The organism is Legionella pelazae (assembly GCF_052527395.1).
Map to the genome: position 1 here is coordinate 29,847 of NZ_JBNVZS010000014.1, position 23,729 is coordinate 53,575.

Sequence of the window (23,729 nt, forward strand, 5' to 3'; positions counted from 1 at the left end):
TTTCTTACTGACTTGCATTCGTTAGATTATTTGCACTTGCAGGGGCTGACGTACCTAAGTTAGAACCATCGGGCTGAATTTGCAAGGATGCCTGCAGTAAAAGCATAGAGTTTGTTAGTAATAAGCGTTCTTGTTGTTGACGCATTAAATAAAGCTGATAGTTAATTTCAGCTAATAAAATAGCAATTTCCTTCTGTACCGATGCGTTAGACGCTTGATTAATTTGTGTCAACCATTGTTGTTGGCCTGGATTATTGCTTGTTCCTGGCGCTTGAGGATTATAAAGACGCCAGCTAGCCATAATGTATTCATTTAAAGCTTGACTCGTTTGATTACTTTGCTGACCAGACTGCTGTCCAGATGGACTTTGGGGAAGGCGTTTAGACATGATGTAATAAAGGTTACTGATTCCGACAGACGTTTGGGCAGCATAGCTACGCAACCTTGCTAAGTAAGTACTTAATTGGGCATAAGCTTGTTGTTGCTGAACTAATGGGACTTTTCCACTGTAATTTAAGGCCTGGCTAATTAAACTATTATAGGTATTCCAGTCAGGTAGTGAAACAGGCAGAACTGCACCAGTTACATAACGAATATAATTTTCTGCCTGCTGTGCTTGAGTTTTTGCTGGTAAACCTGTTTTACTTGCGTCTAAATCATCAAATCCGGAGCTAGAAGTATTGACATTAGTATTGCTGGTTGTTGAATAAAGGAGCGGCGAGATTAAAGTATTAATGTTTAATTGTGGAATTAAATGAGCATTTGCTTCGGAGGTAAAGACTTTCTGAGTGCCTGGTAAAGTACCTACAACATTTTTAATAATACTTTCTCGATATAAGTAAGCACATTTTTGGGAAATAAGATTAGATCCACTTTCTAAACAATAAGTATAGTTTGGTGTTGCAAGTATATTTAAAATCGCCTGACTTACAGGATCTGGTTGATAAGTTGGTTGATCAATAAGTGAAGAGACGGAAACAGTTTGATTGGATGGACTAGAATAGGGAGGATTTGAATAAGTTTGTCCTGCAAGTGTATTGATAATTGAAAAGCCAGCTAAGTCGCTATTACTAGTCAGGGTTGTAGGCACAATGGGATTAGAATTCTGGGCCGCAGTTGCTGTTACATTATTCCCAGTGCCGCCGCCTACTATTGCGCCAAGAAACGTTTTGTAAAGATTAAGTTGAGCAGAGTAGGCAGTACTCTGATCAACAAGCGTATTACTATAAGCCTGTGAAGTCGTGCCACCGGTAGTACCCGTTGAACCACCAGTATTACCACCTGTACTACCATTAGTTGAACAAGGGCCACCAGACGTACAATACTGAGTGAGGTCATAACCAAAATACTGACCTAGGTTCTGTAAATAAGTAGCAATTTTACTCACTTCATCATCTGTATTGTTATTTGGATCTGGAGTATTGCCGCCAGTGTTACCTTGTGACGCTGTTACAGTTGATGATAGAGCCAGTAATATTCCTGATATTAAATATTTTATTTTCATTATTATTCCTCTCCTTCAAGCGCTCTAGCTACTAACCTTAACCGATATTCAGAAAATACGCGAGCAAGTAGGCGCAGCCGCTCAAAGGTAATATTACGTTTCAGAAAAAAGCCTGCTGGGTCATGGCTTCCAGTTGTTGTTTCTTCGGCATGGATAAGAACACGAGAAGCACTACCAGGATGGACTGTATCAATGGCTTGCAGCAATCTTAAACCGCGTCCAGATTTAATATTACCTACTAACCTTATGAAGGTGTCTTCTTGATTTAAATTACCCATATCCACTTTTTCGATATCATCGAGCTCTTGGCCTAGACGTTTAATAGCTTCTTCTAGGACAGGATCATTATCAAGTGTCCAATCTTCAACACTTTCCATAAAGGTAATAACACGATAAATCATCGGATCAACATACTCAAACCAATATTGAGCGGAGGCTTCATGACTAAGATCAGGCATATTTTACTCTTTTTTTACGGTGCTATACTTAGATAAAGTGCACGTACTTAAACTAATATAGTATTATAGTATGAGTAGTAAAAGTCTATTATTTTAAAATGTAAAATTTATGCAAAAAAAGTCGGGATCAAGAGTAGGAAATTTATTTAAAACTATTTTTAATGTTCGAGCCTGGACTGATTTCGATCGCCTTAATGCTTTTACGCAATATTTAGCTAACGGCGTTAAATTCTTATTTATACCACAAAAGAAAGACATCTCCTCTAATGAGGCTTTAACCAAATTTGATGCAGCTATGGCGGCAATGAATTTAACTGAAGCTGATTTAATAGCTCGCCAAAAAGGTCTATATCGTTTAAGTCTCTTGATGTGTTTTGCTGCGTTTGGTCTGCTTTGTTATGCCATCTATCATCTGTTTTATGGTGGAATTCATGCGGTAGTAATTAGTTTAGTACTTACTTTAGTTGCTCTTGCTCTCGCGTTTCGCTATCACTTTTGGTATTACCAAATCAGAGAGAGGAAATTAGGCTGTACTTTTAGGGAATGGTATAGAAGAGGTTTTTTAGGTGAAAAATCATGAAAAAATTGATTTTTAGTTTTTTAATTCTACTATTTCCTACTTTAGTCTTAGCTTCGTCCTTTAATAATCCAACTGGTATCAGTTTTACACCTCCTCCCGGCGATGTTTCAGTGGTTTTTCTTGGTAACTTGTTTGGCGTCGTGGATGGCGTTATACATGGCACTGGCAGTCAAATATTAGGTAGTATTTTTTTGGTATTTAATTCGGCCGTATTAGCTTTAGGCGGTATTATTACTATGTATACCCTACTAGTATCCACCATTAATACTGCACATGAAGGTAAAATGTTAGGCCAAAAATGGTCATCGATTTGGGTGCCAACTCGAACAACTCTAGGCTTGGCTTTGTTAATACCTAAAGCATCTGGCTATTGCTTAATGCAGATTTTCGTCATGTGGATTGTCGTGCAAGGTATTGGTGCAGCTGATAAAGTTTGGTCGGCAGCTTTAAGCTACATTACCCGCGGGGGTGTTATTGTTCAACCGCAGCAAAGCCCAGTTGTACATGTTACCGGAAATTCAGTTGAAAACAACGCACTAAAACCTTCGGCCGTACCTATAGGTGCAGCAAAAGTTTTAACAGGTCAGGTCTGCATGTATGGCTTACAAGTCGCCCTGGAGAATTTGCGTGAGTCCTATCTTAATGAAAAACAACATAATTCTGGTCCATGTTTTTTATTAAAAAATACCGAAGATTCACCTATGACTAAATTTTGTAATACGCCAGTTCCTGACTTTCTTAGTACAGTGAACCCTTTAGCATGGCAAAGCAAAAGCCCTGACCAAAAATCGTACCAACTACAAATGCCTAATTTTTCTACAGATTCAATTTACAGTGCTTTAAATGGTATTTGTGGCGATATTCGATGGAATTCTTTCGATACCGATAATCTGTATACTACTGAATCCGGTAAGAAGGTACTTGCTATACCTCTTAACAATAGTGAATTGGAAACTCTCAAGATGTCTCGCGCTGTAGCAGTTCAGCAACTCTATACTGATTTATCACTTGTTGCTCAGGTTATGGTCAATAATGATCCGCAGTTAAATCCACCCCCCACAACAAATAATAGTACGCCGCCAACTTACTCACCCCCCTGGGCTATGCAACAGTTTGGTGTCCCTTATTCACCGAAGGATAATATTATATGTGTAGATTCCGCGATTTCTAGCAACTGTACAAGTTGGGGACCCTTGCCAGGTAATTCAACAACGCCTCTTTTTAGCGGTAGTGAATTTCAAGACGCTATTGCAGATTACATAGGAATTATGGAACCAAGCCTTAATATTACAAATAAGGCTATACGAGACAAAATTGCAGGCCAACTAAAAGATTTTATCAATGAGGCAAATGCTCAGGGTTGGATGTTGGCTGGTAGCTATTTTATCAAATTAGCTCAATTAAATTCCACTAACCTTAATACTCTTTCTACTGGTCTTGATAAAGATACAGGCTTAAACAATAGTACTCCTGTTGATCTAGGTGGTTTGCAAAAAATTGCCCCTAATAATTCTAGTAGCACTGGTTATGATTGCCAGAAGAGCTCAAATCCTACCTTATGCACCTGGTTAAATGGTAATGGCGCGCCTTTAGCAGCTATTGTAAGCTTGATTAACGGTCAAAAAGGAGGCGATACAAGTGGTCAGGACTTACCAACCTTTTCCCAGCCTATGGCACCAGTTGTAGGTGACAATGCTAGCACAACTTACGGTTTTATTAATAATTCAGCCATGTTGAACTTAGGGCAGCCGGGTTTGACACCGCCGCAGTTTAAAATGAATATTATGCCTCATATGGCTCCAACTAATATTAGCTTACCGCCAATTAGTTTCCCTTGTTGGAATATGAAAGTTGTAGATATTTGCTTAGGGCATGTAATAGGCGATATCTTATATAACTACACATTTAAAATTATATTTAATTTCTTCTTTGAGATGATGATAACCATTTTTAATGATGTAGTTATGGCATTTTTGTACTTACCATTAAAAGGAATGACCCTTATTTTTCAAAGAAGTGTTATGTGGCTGCAAGAACCCACTATGAATCCAGTAATAGCCCTATCGAACATGGGTGTTAGTTTTATCAACTTTGCCAATGAATTATGGATTTATTTGCTTATATTTACTATCTCTCCGTTTGGTATTGTTATTATGCCGTTTATTGCACTAGTGATGCCCTTATTAGTTGCTTGGTTAGGGACGATGTTAACCATTGGTTTTGTGACAGCGTATTATATTCCGTTTTTACCCTATATGATTTTTACTTTTGGCTCGATAGGTTGGTTGATGGCGGTCGTTGAAGCTATGGTTGCAGCACCTATTGTAGCCCTAGGCGTAACGCATCCTGAAGGTGAGGGGCCTTTTGGTAAAGGTGAGACAGCCATTATGATTCTGATGAATGTCTTTTTAAGACCGGCAATGATGGTTATTGGTTATATTACCGCTATCGCGCTTTCGTATGTAGGCGTTTGGGTAATTAATGCGGGATTTTCTAATGTGCTGTCATACTTACAAGATCCCAATACATCATTTAGTTTTGATAATAAAATATCTGGAGGTGATATCCTTAAGCCTGACTCACAATTAGGTTATTCCGGATGGGCGGGGGTTTATGCCTACTTTTTCTCAATTATAATTTATACCACCATGTACCTTACAGTAGTTCAAAAAGCATTTACCTTAATTGTGGTGTTACCTGATAAAGTTTTACGATGGATAGGTGGGCAGCCTGAATCAGCAGGTCAGGAAACAGCACAGTGGGCTGAGGATACTAAAGGTAAAGTTGGCGAGGCGACTAAGGCGACAACCACTGCCGCACAGCAAATAGATAAACAACTTGCCGGTTATTCTATGAAAGGCGTTAGTAAAATACAAAAGCTTGGCTCATCATCACAAGGGGGAGCATCAGCTACACCTGGTCTTGGTCCTGATGCCACGCCAAATCCTCCAGATAAGCAATAATATGTAGGGTGGCTTTTTTTATAAATTCCTGTTAGATTATTTCATTCTTAAATGATTTAAGTAGCAAATTGTGATTTATTTATTTTGGCAAAAGTTAAATAAATCTTTGCCTTTCTTTTTTTCTTTTTTATTGTCAATATTCACTTTTCCTTTAGTAGCTTGCCTGTTTGTAATACAACTTTCGGACAATCTGTACGACAAGGAATTTTCAATACTCACTTTTTTTCTTATTTTTTCTATGCTGGTTTGCCATTTTTGATCTCGATTAGCATCGTTTTATTTGCTTATTACAATGTTTTAGGAAGATATAAAGATAAGCGTAGCGTAGGTTGGGCTAAACGAGAACGCATGCAATGACTAAACGTCTTGTCCCTATCGCTGATATTCTTTTGTACCAGCAATAATTATTTTATAAACACGCTCAGAGATAATCCCTTCCTCAAATTTTTGTCTAGCATCTTCAGTCATTAATTGCCCTCGCTGCCGAACAAGCTTTCTTGTTGCAGAAGTAACGTCATTCGGATCGCCGGTTAGCAGAATATCACGTACATCCTCATCAAAAATTAAATATTCGCGCAGCGCAACTCGTTTGCCCTCGATTGTTGGAACTAGTTTTTGCCAAATACAAAGCCTTATTGTTTCTAAAATATCGATTGTTCGGCCAACACGTTCTTCACCTGCAAAAGAAGTAACTAGACGCCGCATCGTTTCCGCCACCCCTGAAGTATGAAGTGTTGTATAGACAGGATGTCCTGTTAAAGCAGCTTCTAAGGCTGCGCTAATTGTTTCTGCATCTCGACACTCACCAACCATAATTAACCTTGGTTTACGTCGCAATGCATTACGCACGCCTTCAGCAAAGCTAGGTAAATGACGTGGAATTTCTGATTGGCTTACAATTGCAGAAATTGTCTCAATCTCATCATAAACAAATTCTATTGGCGCTTCATAGGTAAGTACTTTTCGGTTAGAATTTTCACTTTCAATTAATTCTCGGATAATGGAAGCAAGTAGTGTTGATTTTCCTGACCCGGTAGCCCCTGTAATAAAGACAATACCTTCCTGAGGTGCAATTGCTTCCACTATATTATCTGGTAGGCCCATTGTCTCTAGCCTAGGTGGCGTTGTTGGAATGGTTCTTAAAGTAATTTGGATAGCATCATGACCTTCAACTAGGCAAGAAGTCCCATTAACCCGATAGCGATAACGTACTCCACGATTAGGACGAAATTCATAATGAGTATCAATATCTTTTCCTGATAAGAGTTGCGTTGTAGCATTTGGACCATAAATAGCGTTTATTAAATCACCTAATTCAGTATTAGATAAATTGCGATTCGTTATCCTTATTAATCGACCATATACTTCGGCATAAATAGGTGAACCTGTTTGAATAGTGATGTCTGATGCACTTAATGTTTCAGCGTGCTGTAGCATTTTATCCATAAATATAGGCGTAAAACGCGAAGGCTCCTCAGGCATTAAATTAATATTATTCATAATAGTTCCAAAGCTCTAAGCCGATTTAATTTATTTATATTACTAAAAATTTTTATTGTTTAATTTTTTTACGGGATCTTCTATATTAGATTTTATGTTATTATTTTTGAATTTATTAATTAAACGCAATTTAGAAAATCCAAAGATGATAATATTTGGTCATTTTAGGGGCTAGACTAAAATAAACTAATTCAACATAAAAGATAAAGTTTTTTATTAGGTTGAACTTAGGTTAATTAACTAACATTAAAGCCAAACTTAACAATATACTCATACAGTATAGAAAACTTTAAGCAGAAATGTTGCTAGATGAATTTTCTAATTAATATTTTTTTTCATTGATTGGAGCAATAACTGGCTGCCAAGCTTTGCTTGTAATATTAATTTGTGCATTTTGAGCTAGTTTTTCCATGTTTTTAAATTGTTCTAGAGCGTTTTCATCTTTAGCAACTGCTGCACGCCATTCATTACTGTTTACATTTAATCCTGGAAGAGCTGTAATTCGTAACACTCTATCATCAATATGAATTTCAGAAGCATCGCCTGTAACACCTAAATCGGTACTAGCAACAAAAGGAGCTGTAACCATATTCATGGCTAGTAATTTTCGATACAAGATCATGCCCATATAGTCTTCTTTTATTCGTGCAATACTTTCGTCTAATATGGTATTAGCTTGTTCTATACCATTTTTCCAACCACGAGCGACACAAGTCCGCCAGGCTTTTCTTTCAGCTTTTGTTTTCGGTAGCATAGCTAAATTAGGAGGATCGGGTTGTTTATAATCCATCCATAAATATTCCCGCCAATTAGGCGGGGTTGTAATGAAGCGAGCTTGCTTAGCGATTTTATAGGTTCTATCTGATACGCGAATGGTTTGTGTATCAGCTAAGTTTAAAGTGTTACGTCCTTCAAGTAAAACAGGTGGTAAAATGTTGTGATCGAGTACTAATGAATTAAAATCAAAAACAGCGTCTAATATTCTTGCCTGTTTAGTTAAATGCTTATTGATGATATTAGCTCGACAAGCTAGTCCTGCTTGTGCGCCTAAGCTAAGAGCAATTTCACTGAGCGCCGTTGCACGCATACCACTGCCGCGGCGATTTTTATTAGCCTTGCTTTTTACATTAGCAAGTGCTTGCAAAGCCGATAACGACCCCATATCAGCAACATGAACTGATGGTCTAGTACAGCCTACTAGAAACGCTAATCCAAGGATCAATAAACTACGAGTAAATTTTAGCATAGCGCAATTCAACTACCTGACTATTAGGATAAACATGTAAATAGGCTTTTTTTCCAGCTTGATAATCGATGTTTCTTAGGATTTCAGCAAGGCTTTGATCTTTAACATTGACACTTACTAAAATGGGCACGGAAGGTTCTCCACCTATAACTCTTAAACGATAATGAGCAGCCAAGGCTACACGCGCAATTAACTCTTCAATAGGCCCTGCCCAGTCTACAGAAGCCTTTGCTTGTAAATTGTAGGTGCTAGGAATTGTTAAAGAATTATCTTTGGTTGTTGGCAGAATGACTTTCTCTACCTTCGCCATTTCAAGCATAGAATCACTAATTGATGACGCAGCTTCAGCTAATTTAATTGTTGCATCATCACTTGGTTCATTAATAGGCGGTTTCATAAGTGCAACCCCAGTTCGACATCCACTAAGTAGAAGGCTTGCTAGCAGGAGCACAGTAAGCGTCTTATTCATCTTATGCTTTAAAATCAATAGATAGTAGATGATTGAAACAGGACCAGAGCCCTCTTGTCAAGCCTACATAAATAAGTTACGTACGTTTTTCATAAAGAGCATAATATACCTGTCCAGCCTTGCTAGATTTTCGCTCAACCCAATGTATGGGGTCAAGTTTAATTTCTTTAGCTGATTCAATATAAACTAATCCTCCTTGCAACAAACAATGCCCTTGCGCAATGATTTGTAAACATTCTGCAAGATAATTACTGGCAAAGGGCGGATCTAAAAAAATTATATCTACAGGTTTCTGTAAGTTTTGTAGAAAGGTTCGGGCATCGGCATGAACAACTTTTAAATTAGGTGCATTAAAATTTAAAGCCGTCTGTTGTAAATTTTTAAAAGCAGCAAGTTGTGCTTCAATGAAAGTTACGTAAGCGGCGCCACGTGAAAAAGCTTCAAAACCTAAAGCGCCACTTCCTGCAAAAGCATCAATACAGCATGCATTATGTATATCATGCATCAACCAATTAAATAACGTCTCTTTGACTCGATCCGGTGTTGGTCTTAAGCCATCAAGCGAGGGAAAATATAGTTTTTTACTGCGATATTTTCCGCCGATGATTCTGATACTTTGTTTCATACTTTTCCTACAGAAACCAACAACATTCTATTAGGTTGAAGCGTTTCATCGAAAGCTTGTTTGATATCCTTAGTGGTTACTGAATTTATATGAGTTATATACGTATCTAAATAATCATCTGGTAATTTATAAAATGTTATGCGCAATAGCACGCCTGCAATATTACTGTTGCTTGCTAATGACAAGGGAAAACTACCTGTCATATATTGTTTCGCCGCGGCTAACTCTTCTTCAGTAGGACCCTTCGTTAAAAAATTAATTAGTGTCTCTTTAGTAATGTTTAACGCAGTATCCGCTTGTTGGTTGACAGTTGATAAGTTAATTATAAAAGGACCGATACCAGGCATAGGTATAAATTGGCTAACTACACCATATGTTAAGCCACGTTTTTCTCTGACTTCATTGGCTAAACGGGAAACTAAAACGCCACCACCTAAAATATAATTACCAACCATTAAAGGAAAATAATTAGGATTAGCGTGATCAATGCCAGTTTGTCCTAGTCTAAGAATTGTTTGCGATGAAGGATAATTAATAGTAACTTTTTCTTCCGCAGGCAAGGGAGCCGCTTTAGGAATTATAGGCGCAGGAGAGCCTTGTCTGAGCCCCGCGGTTAATTGTTCAGCTAGCTTGTGTGCTTGAGCGCTGTCAATAGCACCAACTAGAACAATAGTAGCATTTTGACTGGTAAAATAACGTTTATAAAAGTCGCGTACTTGATTTAAATTAATTGCTTTAACAGTTTGTTCTGTTCCTAAGATGGGATGAGCATACGGATGATTACCGTAAAGCTTATTAAAGAAAGCAATATTAGCTACTTCATTTGGCGATTCTTGACGTTGGGCAATGGCAATTAACTGTTGACTTTTTTCGCGATTAAAGGCTTCTTGCCTAAAAAGCGGTTTATTAATAATAGCAGCTAAAGCATCAATAGCTGGTGTTAGTGCATCCTCTTTAGTTAATGTTTTAAACTGTAAAACAACCATATCCCTCGTTGTTTCTGCATTATATTGGGCGCCTGTATCAGCAATTTTTTCCGCAAGTTGAGTTGCATCATAATTACCTGCGCCTTGGTCTAATAGCTCAGTTGTTAAAGCACTTAGACCAAAATAGGGGCCGTCATAAGCAGAACCTGCAGCAAAAGCAATATTTATATTGAGCATAGGTACTTCCATTGCTTGATAAAAGACAACCTGAGCTCCTTTTGCTGTTTTCCAGCGTTCAATTTTAAATGTTCGAGCATTCAAAAGATTAATTTGAAAAAAAAGTAATAGAAAAAGTAAAATAAATTTTGCTTTCATTTTCATCCCTTAGACTGCGATATAGGAAATAATTGAGCCTCTGTTAAAGAGTTGTCATTAAAATATCGTTTAGCAACGTCTTGTATTTGCTCAGGTGTAATGGCGTTGATGTTATCTGTATAAGCTGCTGCTGCTTCCCAGCCTAGGCCTACTGTTTCTAACAAGCCAAGCTCCATTGCTTGTCCAAAAATAGAGTCTTTCTCAAACGTTTTTTGAGCAATAATTTGAGTTTTGATTCTTTGCAACTCAGTAGCACTGACTAGCTCAGTCTGTAATATCTTTATTTCTTTCAGCAAGGCTGCTTTAAGCTCATGGATCGTATGTGATTGTGAAGGCATGCCAAAAAGTATAAATTGCGTTGGATAACGAGCGTAAAGATTATAATAAACACTAGCACTGCTTGCTATATGGTTGCCCCGAACTAAGTTTTTTGCAAAGCGAGAACTCTCACCTGCATCTAAAATACCCGTAATAACTTCAAGCGCATAAGCTTCCCACGGTGCATTGGCTGTTTTTAAACTAGGCACATTATAGCCAAACATTAACATAGGTAGTTGTGCTGGCGTATGTATTTCAACTAATTTTGGCCCAAATGAAGGAGGTTCTGTTTGTGGTTTGCGAATAAAAGTAGGTTTCTTAGGGATTTGGCCGAAGTATACTTTCGCTAAATCATAAACTTTTTTAGCGTCCACATCGCCTACAACGACTAATGTAGCATTATTAGGTGCATAAAAACTTTGGTACCAAGCCTTTACATCACCTATTTTAAGGTTTTTTAAATCGTCCATCCAGCCAATAATTGGGTGATGATAGGGATCGGATAAATGGGCGCTTGCTAGGAAACGTTCAAAAACTAAGGCTTGTGGATTATCGTCAGTACGTTGTCTTCTTTCTTCTTGAATGACTAGCATCTCTTTTGCAAATTCTTCTTTGTTTAATAAAAGGTGTTGCATTCGATCTGCCTCAAGTTCAAAGCTAATAGGCAGTTGTGTGGCAGCTAATTTTTCATAATAAGCTGTATAGTCATAATTGGTGAAAGCATTTTCCTGTCCTCCAACTGCAGCAATCGTTTTAGAAAATACGCCTAAAGGATATTTAGCTGTTCCTTTAAACATAATATGTTCAAGGGCATGAGATACCCCTGTAATACCACCTGGTTCATCTGCTGAACCAACGTTATACCATATCATGGAAACTGCTACTGGCGCTCGATGATCTTCTTTTACTATAATTTTTAATCCATTATTTAAGGTAAATTTTTGAACATCAGCAGTAGCTGCCCAAGAAAATAATAAAAAAGCCATCGCTAATACTGCACGCATAGATTAACTCTTCAGTAAAAAAGGTGATAGAATTCCATATTTCCTTTAATTTGTATACCTATGATTAAATGGTTTAAAAGAAATCAAGATACGTCTTCTAAAACAACAGAGGCTGTTAATGAGCCTGTTGAATCAACAATAGAACCTAATTTGCCTGAGCAAGAGGTGGTAGCAGCAGAGGTTGAGACGGCAGAAACTTTGTCATCATCAGAGGCTGAGAATCCTGCTAAGCTTGGCTTTTATGCTCGTTTTAAGCAAGGGCTAAGTAAAACTCGACAGCAGTTAGGTGAGGGTATTGGGCGTCTTTTACTTGGTAAAAAGGTAATAGATGAAACTATTTTTGAAGATTTAGAGGCATTACTATTGCGTGCCGATATAGGCATTAATACCACCCAAGACATATTAGATCAGTTAAGTGCTGGAATGGCAAGGAAACAGTTGGTTGACGGTGACGCTATTTTTAAATCACTTAAAGAACGTCTACAAACCATACTTACTAACAATACGGCTCCTTTATCTTTACAGACTTCGGATGGTTCACCTTTTGTTATTCTAATGGTGGGAGTCAATGGCGCTGGTAAAACGACCACCATTGGTAAACTAGCTAAACAATATCAGCAGCAAGGCAAAAAAGTGATGTTAGCAGCGGGGGACACGTTTCGAGCAGCAGCTGTACAGCAGCTACAGGTTTGGGGCGAGAGAAATCAAATACCCGTTATTGCTCAGCACTCTGGCGCTGATAGTGCTTCCGTTATTTATGATGCATTTCAAGCTGCTAAGGCACGCAGTATAGATATTTTAATCGCGGATACTGCAGGCCGTTTACATACACAGAACAACTTAATGGAAGAATTGAAAAAAGTTAAACGGGTAATGCAGAAAATTAATCCAGATGCCCCGCATGAAACCATGTTAATTCTAGATGCAAGTATAGGACAAAATGCGCTTAATCAGGCACGAGAGTTTCATCAAGCAATTGGTTTAACAGGAATTACAATGACTAAACTGGATGGGACTGCAAAAGGCGGTATTCTGTTTGCTATCGCTAATGAATTAGCTATTCCCTTTCGTTACATCGGTATAGGAGAAGGCATAGACGATTTACGGCCTTTTGAGGCAACCCAATTTGTTAAGGCAATTTTTAATGATGATTAAATTTGATCAGGTTAGTAAGCGTTATCCCGGCGGCTTTGAAGCCTTAAGTCAAATTAATTTCTCTTTAGAAAGAGGGGAGATGGTCTTTATTACCGGTCACTCCGGTGCTGGGAAAAGTACGTTGCTAAAATTAATTGCTAAACTTGAATCGCCTTCTTCTGGTCAGCTAATTGTAAATGGTATTAATGTGAATCAACTTAAAAAGCGTGATATTGCCAATTATCGCAGTAACTTAGGTATTACCTTTCAATCACCCCATCTACTTCATGATCGCTCTGTATTTGATAATGTGGCCCTACCTTTGCAAATACAGGGCATGTCACCTGCTATGTTAACTAAGCGAGTACATGCTGCTTTAGATATGGTTGGATTACTAAATAAGGAAAAAAGGTTAACTATTCATTTATCTGTAGGCGAGCAGCAGCGCGTTGGTATTGCACGGGCGGTTGTACATAAGCCTGCTTTATTAATCGCTGATGAGCCTACCGGCAACCTTGATCCTAGCTTATCTAGTGAAATCATGAAAATTTTTGCTCAATTTAATGAAGTAGGGGTTAGTATTTTAGTGGCAACTCACGATTTAGCTTTGATTGCAGGCTTAAAGCATCGAATTATCATGTTAAAACAAGGGCGAATATGTTAAAAAAACTACAGTCATGGGTTTCTTATCATATACAGGCAGCTACTTCAAGCTTTAATTCTTTATGCCGTACGCCACTAGCAACCATGTTAACTGCCATTGTCATTGCTATTACTTTAACACTACCAGCATTATTTTGGGTAATAACTGATAATTTAAAACAGCTAACAGCAGAGTGGCAAGGAAGCGGTCATATTTCTCTTTATCTTAAGTCCAACTTGTCGAATGAGGATGAAAATAATTTCTTATTACAAGTCCGTTCCATAGAAGGTATTGGCTACGCCACTTTAAAGACCAAAGCACAGGGTTTTGCTGAGTTAGAGCAGCAAGAAGGAATGCGAGAAATTTTACATTCACTACCTGAAAACCCACTGCCAGCTGTGGTTGAAGTTGTTCCTGCTAAAACAGTCGATAATCCCTTAAAAGTTAACCAGCTTTTTGAGCGTTTAAAAACTTTATCACAAGTAGATCAAGCCAAACTGGATATGCAGTGGTTAATCAGGTTACATGCAATTTTAGGATTTCTTAACAGGATAGCGCATGCTATAATTATACTACTGGCCTTAGCGGTAATATTAGTTATTGGTAATACTCTTCGGCTGGCGCTGCATAAACGTCAGGAAGAAATTCAGATTTTAAAACTCATTGGTGCTACAGACGCTTTCATACTTAGACCATTTCTCTATGCTGGTATTTGGTATGGTATGCTAGGTGCAGTCTTTGCCATATTCTTTGTTAATATTTTCATGTTAAGTGTAGCAGTAGCAGTGCAAGAACTATCATCTGCTTACCATATGCAATATCCTTTATTAGGATTATCTATAAAACAAGCATATTTTATTGTGTTTGTAGCAATTGTTTTAGGTTGGTTAGGGGCAAGAATAGCAGTTAAAAAGCAGCTATCTTCCATTGAACCCTATCCTTAGTTTATAATTACACCGCCTTATAAAATACAAGGCATGGCTTAGGATGTTATACTTTAATTAGAAGTTAGTGTAGCATGAGCAAGCTTATAATATTTTTTTAAAAGCCGAAGCTAAGAGCGTTGTATCTATCATTAATGTGGCCTGTTATGAAGTAGATAACTGGAGGAAGTTATGAATAAGCAGCTGCAGTTGGCATCATTAACTTTACCGATAGGCAGTTTAGATGCCTATATTCATCGAGTTAATCAAATTCCAATGCTTTCTGCTGAAGAAGAATATCGCTATGCAGAGCGCTTTCAAAATGAAGGCGATCTTGAGAGTGCTCGTAGCTTAGTATTGGCTCATCTACGTTATGTCGTACGAGTAGCTCGTGGTTATTTAGGTTATGGTTTACCACTTAGCGATTTAATTCAAGAAGGCAATGTAGGCCTTATGAAGGCAGTTAAGCGTTTTGACCCTAAATTAGGCGTTCGATTAGTTTCTTTTGCAGTTCATTGGATTAAGGCTGAAATTCATGAATATGTATTACGTAATTGGCGAATTGTTAAAATAGCAACGACAAAAGCACAACGAAAACTATTTTTTAACCTAAGGCAGATGAAAACGCGCCTAGGCTGGTTTAATAGTGAAGAAGTTGATGCAGTAGCTAATGATTTAGGCGTAAGTCGAGACGAAGTCATGCTTATGGAGCAGCGCCTAAACGCTATGGATACTTCATATGATACACCTATGTCAGAAGATGATGATGAAGCTTATAAAATGCCATCTCATTTCCTACATGATAGTGCTAGTGATCCTGCTTATCTAATTGAGCTTGAACGAAGTGGCGAACAAGGCAAAGATAATTTATTTGCTGCTCTTGAACAGCTTGATGAGCGCAGCCAAGATATCCTACAACAGCGCTGGTTGGCTGAAGATAAATCTACTTTGCATGATTTAGCTGCTAAATATGGCGTATCAGCCGAAAGAGTACGGCAGCTTGAAAAAAATGCTATGAAAAAGCTTAAACGATATTTAGAAGAGCCCGCCTAATTAATAGACTTCTTCGGAAACTCTACTACAGAGGTGCATTGCTTCGTAGATACGGTGCTCGAATCCTCATGTACTCAGTGTACATTCCGTACTGCACTCTATAGCGAGTTTCCAAAGAAGCCTAGTGAATATTGCTCATAAAGTATTTGCGGTCTCAAGTAACTGCTTTTTCTTTTCATTAGAAACGAAAGCAGCTTCAATTGCCATGCGGGTGAAGTTAAGCATTTTTTCTGGTGAAAATCGATGTAACTGCTGTACTTTTTCATACTCAGCAGCTAGATTAGTTCCAAAGAATGGTGGATCATCTGAATTTAAGCTCACTTTAATTCCCGCCTCCATTAAGGGAATAAGTGGATGGCTTTCTAAATTTGGAAAAAGGCCTAAAGCAATATTACTCGTTGGGCAAATTTCTAGAGCAATATTTTTATCTTTAAGTCTTGCAATGGTTTCTGGTGAATGAATGGACATAACACCATGCCCAATACGTTGGATAGGTAGATAATCCATTGCTTCAATCATACCACTTGCCGGAGCAAATTCGCCCGCGTGCACAGTGCAAGCCAGGCCCCCATCTGCAGCGATGTTATAGGCTTTTTGGAATAATTTAGGTGGAAAATTAAATTCATCACCGCCTAAGCCAAAGCCAACAATACAGGGAATGGTTTCTTTTAAAGCTTGCTTTGCTACTTTCTCTGCTGATTCAGCACCAAAGTGCCGAACAGCTGTAACAATAATTTGACCAGTAATATTAAATTTTTCATAAGCGTCATCAATGGCTTGCTGGATAGCTTGTAGATGTTCAGATGATGGAATACCGCTTGCTTGCTCGGCATGATCAGGCGAATACATCATCTCAACGTAGATACCGCCTGTTTCGGCTGTTGATTTTAGGTAATCAAAGGTAATGTCATAATAGTCTTGTGGGTATTTAATTAAAGCCGCAATGTCATCAAAAGCATTTAGGAAATCCAAAAAGTCTTTATAGATATAGCGCTTACCATTTTGATCAATGCGCGCCTTAGGTAAAGTCATTTTATTACGGGCTGCAAGCTTCTCGGCCAAATGCGGAGAAATAGTTCCTTCTAGGTGGACATGGAGCTCTGCTTTTTTAATGGACATGAAAACCTCACAAGAATTTTAACGGTAAAATGGTAAGTTACTGCAAAAAGAGATAAAATTATAGATATACTTTTTATTTAGGATCATCTATGAGTTCAAACGATATTGATAAAGCCTATATCAGCCCTTATGATAAATTCTTCTATGGATTTGATGAAGAACATCAAAAATCAAATTCCCAAATGGTAGAAATCAAAAAGCATGAACGCATCGCAAGATTACGTGATAATGCAGAAACTGACCCGTCTCAAAATGAAATTTGGCAGGATTTTTAGTTTTCCTGCCTTCTTACGCTTTAATTAGCCAATTAAAGCGTGTAATAGCTTATATGAAAGGATAGTTAATAGGGACGCCATAGGTAGGGTCAAGATCCAAGACATAAAAATATTGCGGATTACAATTAAATTAAGTGCACCAATACCCCGCGCTAATCCTACACCTAAAACAGCCCCAACTAACGTTTGAGTAGCGGATACTGGAATTCCTAAGCTTGTTGCAACGACAACTGTAGTGGCAGCAGCTAAAGTAGCAGCAAAAGCACGGCTCGGTGTTAAAGCCGTAATAGAACTTCCTACGGTTTCAATTACTTTGCGACCATACATTAAGAGTCCTGAAACCACACCAAAACAGCCCAATAAAATAATCCACGCAGGATAATTCTCTAGGCCTATGGATTGATGAGGCGTGGTTACTAAAGTATAAATGATTGTTAAAGGGCCAACAGCTAAGGCTACATCATTAGAGCCATGCGCGAAAACCATTGCGCAAGCAGTTAAAGCCATAAGTACTGCGAAATATCTTTCAACTTGTATGAAACGATCACGTCGTCTAATTTTTCCTACTTCTGGAATACGCTTGATAATAATCATGCCTATAATGGTTAGCGTTATACTTGTTGCTAAGGTAACTGCTAAATCTTGTTTAAAATTAAGGTGAATATCAAAGTGATTTAAACCTTTAAATACGGTAATAAAAGATAAAATAGAACCTACTAAGAAAAGATAAATAGGTACATACATTTTTGCTTTTTCTAATGGATCGGTTTTAATAAAAATAACTTGTTGAATACTGGTAAATAGAGCATAGGCTGTAACACCTGCTATAAAGGGTGAAGTAATCCAACTAATAGCGATGCGATATACCTGTTCCCAGTGAATAGCCTGGCTACCTAAAACGGTAGCACCAAAGCCAACCATAGAACCAACCAGTGCATTAGTAATGGATACTGGTACACCTAAATAACTAGCTAAGTTCATCCAGATAGTACAAGCTAATAATACACCAAGCATTCCTTCAATAAGCACTAAAGGCTGGTCAAGGAGTTGGCTGCTATTAATAATGCCGTCACGCATCGTTTCAGTAACACCACTTCCACCAAGAAAGGCACCAGCAAATTCAAAAAGAATTGCAATAACCATTGCCTGACGAACGGTAATGGCTTTCGAGCCCATTGTGGTACTCATGACATTAGCTAAATCATTAGCACCTACGCCCCAGGTCATAAGAAAACAAAGTGCAAGGGCAACTAAAAGTAAAATAAAAGAATAATCCATGGATTTAACTACCGGGCAATAAGAATTTGAAGACGCGCTCCTACTGTTTGCGCATGATCTGCAAGATCACCAATCCATTGGACTAATTTATAAAGAAAAATAACTTCAATAACCGGAATTTCATTTTCCAGTTCGAAAATTGAATGTCTAATATCCCACAGCTTTTTATCACTATCATGTTCTATTTCATCAAGCATCATAATCATTTCTTCAACAATATTGACTTCACTGCCACGAAAACCGCTTTCTAACAATTCATCAAGTTCATTGATTGCTTTACAAGCTTGTTTAGAAGCGTCTAAACAGCGGCTAAGAAATGTCATAAATGCAGCTGAAATTTCATGAGGAATTTTCATTTGACGACTTATAATTAAGCCAGCGATATCTTCTGCCTTATTGGCTATACGATCTTGCGCACTTAACAATTCTAAAAGATCGGTGCGTGATACAGGAAGAAAAAGGCCAGTAGGTAGATGTAGTCTTAGGTCTCGTTTAATACCATCAGCTTCTTTTTCAAGGCCAATAATTTTTTGTTTGATGGTATCTGCAGTTTGCCAATCTAGATTAAGGACAGCAGTGAAAAAAGGATAAAGCTGTTTGGCACACTGATGCACTTTACGCATATGTTGTTCAATAGGCCTAATAGGTGAAGGCCCAAACATATTAAAGATGCTTCCCATATTGGTTTATAACCTAAGTCGCGTTCGGTTGATTATAGCTACTCGAGGTTTATAATTCTACTATTTTAACAAGGTTTATGCTGATACAGTTTAAGCTTAAAAGCTTCATATCTATAAATTATGGATAGCGCTTGACAATCTTACCTTAGAGCCAAACAATATTGCCTGTTATAAATGGTTAAGTATCTCCCTAAGGGTTAGGTATAAAAAAACTGTTAAATTTCCTAATTAAGGTCAAAACATGCGCATTGTAAACGTTAAAGCACGTGAAATTTTAGATTCTCGTGGCAATCCTACCGTTGAAGCAGATATATTATTGGCAAGCGGATTTACAGGGAGAGCGAGTGTACCCTCTGGTGCATCAACAGGAACGCGAGAAGCATGTGAACTTCGTGATGGTTGTCCTGAGCGCTATAACGGTAAGGGAGTAAGCAAGGCTGTTCATTATATAAATACTGAAATTAATAACGCTTTAAAAGGCTATACAGTTAATCACCAAGAAGAAATTGATGCGAAATTACAGGAGTTAGATGGAACAGAAAATAAGTCTCATTTGGGTGCTAATGCAATTTTAGCTGTATCTTTAGCTGTTGCCCGTGCCTATGCTAATGTCACTCAGCAGCCACTTTATCAAGCACTGCACAGAGGTGAATCCATGCGAATGCCTGTGCCTATGATGAATGTATTAAATGGTGGTGCACATGCAGATAATAATGTAGATATGCAAGAATTTATGATAATTCCTGTTAGTGCTCACGATTTTCCTGCCGCTTTACAGATGGGAACTGAAATATTTCATGTTTTGAAGTCTGTCTTAAAACAATATGGTTTAAATACTGCTGTAGGTGACGAAGGTGGTTTTGCACCTAATTTAAAGTCAAATCGACATGCATTGGATATATTAGCACGTGCTGTAGAGCAAGCTGGTTTTAAATTAGGCGAAGATATTGTCTTTGCTCTTGATGTTGCTGCTTCTGAATTATATCGCGATAATTATTATTACCTTTCTTCTGACAATAAAAGGTTAGATAGCGCTGCAATGATTGCATACTATCAAGATTTAATTTCTGCTTATCCAATAGTAAGTATTGAAGACGGCTTAGATGAAAGTGATTGGGATGGATGGCAATTATTAACGACCGAATTAGGTAGGCGCCTGCAATTGGTTGGTGATGATTTATTTGTAACGAATGCAAAAATACTAAAAGAAGGGATTAACCAACATGTTGCTAATGCTATTTTAATTAAGCCCAACCAGATTGGAACATTAACTGAAACAAGGCAGACAATTCAATTAGCCCAAGAAAATAATTATCGTTGTGTCATGTCACATCGCTCGGGCGAGACAGAGGATACATTTATTGCTGATTTAGCAGTAGCAACAGGTTGTGGTCAGATTAAAACCGGTTCATTATGTAGAACAGATCGTGTTGCAAAGTATAACCAACTTTTAAGAATTCAGGAATTAGTTCCTACGCTTCAGTATCCGGCTAGAGAAGTATTTCCTTAATACTTTATAACAATAGATTGACTCTATTTAAGGCAATCAGACTATGCGCCCAGTCATAATTATTCTAATTTTAGCTTTTTTAAGCTTACAGTATAAATTATGGCTAGGTGATGGAAGTATTCTACACTGGCGTCAATTGGAACGTAAAATTGCTCAACAAACACAAGAAAATGAAAATTTAATTGCTAGAAATCAAGCTATAGAAGCAGATATCTTAGAGTTAAAACAGGGTGATCAGGCTCTTGAAGAACAAGCTCGCTATGAATTAGGCATGGTAAAAAATGATGAAATTTATTATCAATTTATTGAATAAACTCTAAGTAAAAGTCAATTTAATTAACAACATAGAAATTTCTTAACACCTCCAGTTCGCAACAATAAATTAGAATCTCATGTATTTGATTTAAAAATTATCAAATTGTATTTAAATGTCTCTGTATTAGTCTATACTGAGATTATTGCCTCTAAGAAATCGTGCTACATGATTAAGACAAAGCTTATTAAAAATAATTCATTGCTTACAATTTTTAGAGATAAATATGCCATATTAGCCCATAATCAGGTTGATTTAGAATACTTTAAAAATTCTAAAGTACGTATCTTTTTCTCGGATTCTGAAGAAAATATAGCAGCTGGATACTGTATTTGTTCAGGTCCTAATTATCGGACATTTCTTCCCTTATCTCCTTCTAAATTAGAAGAAATTAGTCAAAAACATGGCTTTAAAGATAAGCCACCTCATGAAATTACTTGTTTATGGATTGGAGAGAAAAAAAGGAAAAGCGCCTGGGTAATTTATTTTTTTTTAGTTTTATTCTTAGACATCCTTCGTCTACCAAGGGGCGCACTTATCTTTGGAACCCATGGAAAAAATATTAATAATTATTTTTGTCTAGCATTTCCTAAATTAATTTTTTACGACCAATTATTTGTTCCTACCAAAGGTGAAGTGTGTGATTTTTGGATTAGGAAAGGCTCTAAGTTCCATTTTTTTAAAGCATTTATCGTGCTTTCAGCGGTTAGATCATTTTTCGGCAATAAATCACTAGCCCGTTTTCGATTATGGCTTGATAAAAGAGACAAAGCTAAATGGGGGAAACAAAAAGTGTAGATTGAAGTGGAGTTAAGTAGTATGAAAGCAAGTAGTTTTTTTCTAGAAGAATTGGCGCTTTATGGTGGTAAACCTGTTAGTAAGAAACCTTGGCCGACCTATGATAAAGGCAATGTGATTGTTGATGAACATGATCTTAGCGCTGTAGAAGAAGTCATTAAGAGCAGAAGACTATTTCGTTATGATAATCGCCACTTACATGAAACAATGGTAGGGCGATTTGAGAATGAATTAAAAGACTTTTTTAAGTCGAAATATGCTCTTGCTGTAAGCTCAGGTACCGCAGCACTATCATTACCCCTTATGGCTTTAGGATTGCCCAGCCACTCTTTAGTTGGATGCCCAGCCTATTCATTTACAGCTACTCCTAGCGCGATTATTCAGGCTGGTTTAAAACCTCTACTTATTGAGGTTGATAAAAATCTTAACCTAGATTTAGCTGATCTGCAGCGAAAAATTTCAATGCTCGATGCTTTAGTCATTGTTCATATGAGAGGTTTTCCAGCACCTTTACCGCAAATTATGGAAATTGCCAAGCAGTATAATGTTCCTATTATTGAAGATGCCGTACCGTGTTTGGGTTATAAATTAGAAGATAAATTTTTAGGAACCTACGGTTTAGCAGGCGCTTTCAGCACTCAGTCAGATAAGTCCTTAAATACCGGTGAAGGCGGTTTTATTTTAACAGATGATAAAAATATTTATCTTAAGTGTGTTATTTTATCAGGGGCTTACGAGCAGCTATTTGAAAAGCATTTTCCTGAAGAAGATTGTAGTATTAATTTCTTATCTATGCCGGTGTTTAATTTTCGTTTAGACGAAATTCGTGGCGCTATTGGCTTATCACAGTTAAAAAAATTAAAGCAGCGACTAGCTTTATTAGCAAAAAACTATTCCTATATGATAAAAGGCATTAAAGATTTATCTTTTCTGCGGCCCAGAAGTACATGGGGTCACAATATACCTCCTATGGGAGATAATTTACTCCTAGAATTAAATGGATCAGTAGAGGATTGCTGTTGGTTTGCAGAAGCATTAGCTGCCGAAGGAATTGATACTAAAGCACTTGGTGATCCTAATAAAGTTAATGTACGACGATTTTGGGATTGGGAGTATTTGTTTGAGAATAAATCTAAGCTTGAAATAATGAACCAGTATCAACAGAGTCACAAACATATAAGTGCTTATCTAGATATTCCTCTCTCGCCAACATTAGAGCAAGATGATCTAGAAAATTGTTTGATGGCAATTAAAAAGGTGCATAATCATTATGAACTTAAACAACTCTTTAGATAACAATATTGCTTTAGTGACAGGTGGCAATGGCGGACTTGGGCTTGCAATGGCTTTAGCATTACAACAAGCTGGCGCTACAGTAATTGTTTGTGGGCGCAATAAAGAAAAATTAAATCAAGCCGAGGAATATGGCCTGTTCCCTTTAGCGATGGATTTAAACGCTGAAGATAGCGTTAGAGATGGTTTTAAATACATATCCAATCGCTTTGGTAGACTGGATATATTAATTAATAATGCGGGTATTTATGAAGATCAGCACCTTATAAATCTTACTCGTGAACAGTGGGATTATCATATTAGTAACAATCTCACTTCAGTATTTCTTTGTTCGCAAAATGCATTACCATTTATGAAGAGTCAAAATCGGGGTAAAATTATTAACGTAGGATCAATGTATTCACTATTTGGACATCCTAATTCAATAGGCTATGCAACAACTAAAACAGCTATTTTAGGACTAACTCGCTCTTTAGCTGCTCAGCTGGGAGTTTGGAATATTCAAGTCAATGCAATTTTGCCAGGTTGGTTTGAAACTGCAATTAATGGGGATATTCCACAAACTAGTCGAGGTGAAGACATTAGAAGAAAAACACCGCTTGGTAAATGGGGACAGCCAGAGGATATAGGGCCGCTCGCTGTATTTTTAGCATCGAGGGGATCTGATTTTATCACTGGCGCTATTATTACTATTGATGGCGGTTATTCTATTTCAGATCGCTTTTGTCATTAAAATTTTTTA

23 protein-coding genes are annotated in these 23,729 nt (G+C 37.5%); 12 read left to right on the top strand and 11 right to left on the bottom strand.

From position 1 onward, the window contains the following. Positions 1–4: 4 nt before the first annotated feature. Positions 5–1,504, bottom strand: a complete 1,500-nt coding sequence (gene icmX / locus ACQUW5_RS12790) for a type IVB secretion system protein IcmX (RefSeq protein WP_444991651.1) — start codon at positions 1,502–1,504, stop codon at positions 5–7. A gap of 2 nt (positions 1,505–1,506) precedes the next feature. After that, positions 1,507–1,962, bottom strand: a complete 456-nt coding sequence (icmW, locus tag ACQUW5_RS12795; protein WP_444991652.1) for a type IVB secretion system protein IcmW — start codon at positions 1,960–1,962, stop codon at positions 1,507–1,509. 109 nt (positions 1,963–2,071) lie between these two features. Between icmW and icmV the strand changes: the two genes are divergently transcribed. Both icmV and dotA read left to right on the top strand, forming a co-directional pair. Then, complete coding sequence (icmV, locus tag ACQUW5_RS12800; protein ID WP_444991653.1) at positions 2,072–2,542, top strand: type IVB secretion system protein IcmV; 471 nt, start codon at positions 2,072–2,074, stop codon at positions 2,540–2,542. Next, positions 2,539–5,505 (top strand): type IVB secretion system protein DotA, encoded by a 2,967-nt coding sequence (gene dotA, locus ACQUW5_RS12805; protein WP_444991654.1) that lies wholly within the window; start codon positions 2,539–2,541, stop codon positions 5,503–5,505. The genes icmV and dotA overlap by 4 nt, the downstream gene beginning before the upstream one ends. A gap of 372 nt (positions 5,506–5,877) precedes the next feature. Here dotA and dotB read toward each other — a convergent pair whose 3' ends face one another. From dotB to ACQUW5_RS12835, 6 genes are all read right to left on the bottom strand, one after another. After that, on the bottom strand, positions 5,878–6,987 hold the full coding sequence (gene dotB, locus ACQUW5_RS12810; RefSeq protein ID WP_444991703.1) for a Dot/Icm type IV secretion system ATPase DotB: 1,110 nt from the start codon (positions 6,985–6,987) through the stop codon (positions 5,878–5,880). 340 nt (positions 6,988–7,327) lie between these two features. Then, positions 7,328–8,251 carry a type IV secretion system DotC family protein gene (locus ACQUW5_RS12815; protein WP_444991655.1) on the bottom strand — a complete coding sequence of 308 codons (924 nt, stop codon included), beginning with the start codon at positions 8,249–8,251 and terminating at the stop codon, positions 7,328–7,330. Then, entirely contained in the window at positions 8,232–8,720 is a 489-nt protein-coding gene (gene dotD, locus ACQUW5_RS12820; protein ID WP_444991657.1) for a type IVB secretion system lipoprotein DotD, read from the bottom strand. Before dotD ends, ACQUW5_RS12815 begins: the two co-directional genes overlap by 20 nt. A gap of 76 nt (positions 8,721–8,796) precedes the next feature. Next, on the bottom strand, positions 8,797–9,345 hold the full coding sequence (rsmD, locus tag ACQUW5_RS12825; protein WP_444991659.1) for a 16S rRNA (guanine(966)-N(2))-methyltransferase RsmD: 549 nt from the start codon (positions 9,343–9,345) through the stop codon (positions 8,797–8,799). Beyond that, positions 9,342–10,652 (bottom strand): M16 family metallopeptidase, encoded by a 1,311-nt coding sequence (locus tag ACQUW5_RS12830; RefSeq protein ID WP_444991660.1) that lies wholly within the window; start codon positions 10,650–10,652, stop codon positions 9,342–9,344. The genes rsmD and ACQUW5_RS12830 overlap by 4 nt, the downstream gene beginning before the upstream one ends. Then, complete coding sequence (locus tag ACQUW5_RS12835) at positions 10,649–11,968, bottom strand: M16 family metallopeptidase (RefSeq protein WP_444991661.1); 1,320 nt, start codon at positions 11,966–11,968, stop codon at positions 10,649–10,651. The genes ACQUW5_RS12830 and ACQUW5_RS12835 overlap by 4 nt, the downstream gene beginning before the upstream one ends. A 60-nt stretch (positions 11,969–12,028) precedes the next feature. On the opposite strand from ACQUW5_RS12835, the gene ftsY reads away from it, so the two are divergent. The 4 genes from ftsY (at position 12,029) to rpoH (ending at position 15,721) form a co-directional block, all read left to right on the top strand. Beyond that, positions 12,029–13,123: a signal recognition particle-docking protein FtsY gene (gene ftsY, locus ACQUW5_RS12840; protein WP_444991662.1), complete on the top strand. Its 1,095-nt coding sequence runs from the start codon at positions 12,029–12,031 to the stop codon at positions 13,121–13,123. After that, positions 13,116–13,766 carry a cell division ATP-binding protein FtsE gene (gene ftsE, locus ACQUW5_RS12845; RefSeq protein WP_444991704.1) on the top strand — a complete coding sequence of 217 codons (651 nt, stop codon included), beginning with the start codon at positions 13,116–13,118 and terminating at the stop codon, positions 13,764–13,766. Before ftsY ends, ftsE begins: the two co-directional genes overlap by 8 nt. Beyond that, on the top strand, positions 13,760–14,689 hold the full coding sequence (ftsX, locus tag ACQUW5_RS12850; RefSeq protein WP_444991663.1) for a permease-like cell division protein FtsX: 930 nt from the start codon (positions 13,760–13,762) through the stop codon (positions 14,687–14,689). Before ftsE ends, ftsX begins: the two co-directional genes overlap by 7 nt. A gap of 171 nt (positions 14,690–14,860) precedes the next feature. Continuing rightward, entirely contained in the window at positions 14,861–15,721 is an 861-nt protein-coding gene (gene rpoH / locus ACQUW5_RS12855) for an RNA polymerase sigma factor RpoH (protein WP_444991664.1), read from the top strand. 135 nt (positions 15,722–15,856) lie between these two features. Here the strand turns inward: rpoH and add are convergent, their stop codons facing one another. Beyond that, complete coding sequence (gene add, locus ACQUW5_RS12860; protein ID WP_444991665.1) at positions 15,857–16,840, bottom strand: adenosine deaminase; 984 nt, start codon at positions 16,838–16,840, stop codon at positions 15,857–15,859. 89 nt (positions 16,841–16,929) lie between these two features. Here add and ACQUW5_RS12865 point away from each other — a divergent pair, with 89 nt between their 5' ends. Then, on the top strand, positions 16,930–17,115 hold the full coding sequence (locus tag ACQUW5_RS12865; RefSeq protein WP_444991666.1) for a CBU_0585 family protein: 186 nt from the start codon (positions 16,930–16,932) through the stop codon (positions 17,113–17,115). 24 nt (positions 17,116–17,139) lie between these two features. On the opposite strand, the gene ACQUW5_RS12870 is transcribed toward ACQUW5_RS12865, so the two are convergent. Together ACQUW5_RS12870 and ACQUW5_RS12875 are read right to left on the bottom strand one after the other, a co-directional pair. Continuing rightward, positions 17,140–18,393 carry an inorganic phosphate transporter gene (locus tag ACQUW5_RS12870; RefSeq protein ID WP_444991667.1) on the bottom strand — a complete coding sequence of 418 codons (1,254 nt, stop codon included), beginning with the start codon at positions 18,391–18,393 and terminating at the stop codon, positions 17,140–17,142. Positions 18,394–18,401: 8 nt separating this feature from the next. Then, positions 18,402–19,073 carry a TIGR00153 family protein gene (locus tag ACQUW5_RS12875; protein ID WP_444991668.1) on the bottom strand — a complete coding sequence of 224 codons (672 nt, stop codon included), beginning with the start codon at positions 19,071–19,073 and terminating at the stop codon, positions 18,402–18,404. A gap of 241 nt (positions 19,074–19,314) precedes the next feature. Here ACQUW5_RS12875 and eno point away from each other — a divergent pair, with 241 nt between their 5' ends. The 5 genes from eno (at position 19,315) to ACQUW5_RS12900 (ending at position 23,720) form a co-directional block, all read left to right on the top strand. Then, on the top strand, positions 19,315–20,583 hold the full coding sequence (gene eno, locus ACQUW5_RS12880) for a phosphopyruvate hydratase (protein WP_444991669.1): 1,269 nt from the start codon (positions 19,315–19,317) through the stop codon (positions 20,581–20,583). A 43-nt stretch (positions 20,584–20,626) separates the two neighbouring features. Beyond that, on the top strand, positions 20,627–20,896 hold the full coding sequence (gene ftsB, locus ACQUW5_RS12885; RefSeq protein WP_444991670.1) for a cell division protein FtsB: 270 nt from the start codon (positions 20,627–20,629) through the stop codon (positions 20,894–20,896). 168 nt (positions 20,897–21,064) lie between these two features. Next, positions 21,065–21,694: a hypothetical protein gene (locus ACQUW5_RS12890; protein WP_444991671.1), complete on the top strand. Its 630-nt coding sequence runs from the start codon at positions 21,065–21,067 to the stop codon at positions 21,692–21,694. 21 nt (positions 21,695–21,715) lie between these two features. Next, entirely contained in the window at positions 21,716–22,990 is a 1,275-nt protein-coding gene (locus tag ACQUW5_RS12895) for a DegT/DnrJ/EryC1/StrS family aminotransferase (RefSeq protein ID WP_444991672.1), read from the top strand. After that, positions 22,965–23,720 carry an SDR family NAD(P)-dependent oxidoreductase gene (locus ACQUW5_RS12900; protein ID WP_444991673.1) on the top strand — a complete coding sequence of 252 codons (756 nt, stop codon included), beginning with the start codon at positions 22,965–22,967 and terminating at the stop codon, positions 23,718–23,720. The genes ACQUW5_RS12895 and ACQUW5_RS12900 overlap by 26 nt, the downstream gene beginning before the upstream one ends. The last annotated feature ends 9 nt before the right edge of the window (positions 23,721–23,729 follow it).